The organism is Halorubrum sp. Ea1 (genome assembly GCF_002252965.1).
Classification (GTDB): Archaea; Halobacteriota; Halobacteria; order Halobacteriales; family Haloferacaceae; genus Halorubrum.
In genome coordinates, this window is the sequence record NZ_NHPG01000027.1 from 1 (window position 1) to 1464 (window position 1464).

At 61.8% G+C, this 1464-nt stretch carries 2 protein-coding genes and 1 pseudogene; all 3 read right to left on the reverse strand.

Annotated elements, in window-relative coordinates:
* A partial coding sequence (locus DJ73_RS20820; protein WP_321166848.1) for a tripartite tricarboxylate transporter permease occupies nucleotides 1-276 on the reverse strand: 276 nt, incomplete at its 3' end.
* 103 nt (nucleotides 277-379) lie between these two features.
* Nucleotides 380-961 (reverse strand): hypothetical protein, encoded by a 582-nt coding sequence (locus DJ73_RS04050; RefSeq protein ID WP_198948046.1) that lies wholly within the window; start codon nucleotides 959-961, stop codon nucleotides 380-382.
* Between the two features lie 153 nt (nucleotides 962-1114).
* Nucleotides 1115-1464: pseudogene (locus tag DJ73_RS20145) on the reverse strand (ABC transporter substrate-binding protein); the annotation flags it as partial.

Below are 1464 nucleotides of genomic sequence, written 5' to 3' on the forward strand. Positions count from 1 at the left end.
CCCGTCGTACAGCGCGAGCTGGCCGAACGCGTAGCGCGGCGTCGGCGCCATGATGGCGATGCCCATCGTCGAGATCATAAAGCCGAACGCGCCCGCGACGATCCCCTTCACGATCGACCCGTCCGCGACGATCGTGATGAGCGAGATCCCGAGGATCGCGAGGAGGAAGTACTCCACCGATCCGAACAGGAGGACGACCTCGATGAGGATCGGGGAGATGAGGACTAACAGGATCGCGGCGATGAACCCGTTAAACGCGGAGGCCGTCGTCGCGATCGCGAGCGCGNNCGATCCCCGCGAGCAGCCCGGCGGCCATCCAGCCGATGACCGGCCAGCTGACCGCGATCTGTATCCCCTCGACCAGACTTGCGACCGCCATTCAGAGCCCCTCCGTGAACACGATCGCTCCCTGATCGAACGGCATGAGCAGGAAGACGATGAACCCGTACACGATGACCGTCGCGAGCACGGCGAGGAACGCCGACTTGAGCGGTCTCACTCTGAACCACGTGGTGTACGCGAAGACGAACAGCGGCGTCACGTAGAGGAACCCGACCGCCCACCCGAGCGCGAAGTAGATGCTCGAGAAGACGATCATGATAACGGTGTTGTTGATGTCGATGCCCCACTTCTGATGGAGCGGGAGGTCTTTCGCCCGGACGCCCTCGGTATCGTCGTCATCGTCGGTATCGAGATACCTCTCGTCGACGGCGGTGTCCGCGACGTCCGTGGAGCCCTCGTCCTCCTCGGCGTCCTCGATGGCGCCGACACCTTCGGTTTGGCCCTCCTCGAAGCTCTCCGTCATACTCACTTCCTGGGCGACGAACTTCTGGAGCGGTCCCGGGAGGTAGTTCTGTATGAGGAGGAGGAACGATCCGATCCCGACGACCTGTGCCATCAACTGCGGAAAGATCGTCGCGTTCTCCGGGTAATCCTTGATTATCGGGTCGACGTAGAACACTACGGACAGCCCGAGCAGCGTTACGAGTAAGACGTGTTCCGCCGTGATTCCTTCAAGTCGTTTTGAGTAATTGACCATGACAGTATTATCTGATCCGCTGGACTCCAACTATAAATAAATTGAGTTCGACGCGCCGGTCGCGCCGCGATCGATTCAGGGCTGGTTTTCGTTGACGAGTTCGAGGATTTCGAGCTCCTCGTACTGCGTGAAGGCGTCCGCGAAGTTCTGCTCGGCGACCTCCGGGCCCTCGTACACGACCGGGTTCCCCGTTTCGTTGCTCCACTCCTGCACGGGCTCGCTGTTGACGGTCTCTTCCAGCGCTTCGGCGTAGAAGTCGGCGATCTCCTGGTCCATCTCCGGCGGGCCGTACATGCCGCGCCAGACGCCGCCGACGAAGTCGATCTCCGGGTAGCCGAGGTCGGTGACCGAATCGATGTCCGGGTAGACCTGGGTGCCGGACCCGAAGAACGTCACGACGGGGTAGACGCGGCCCGTGTCGACGA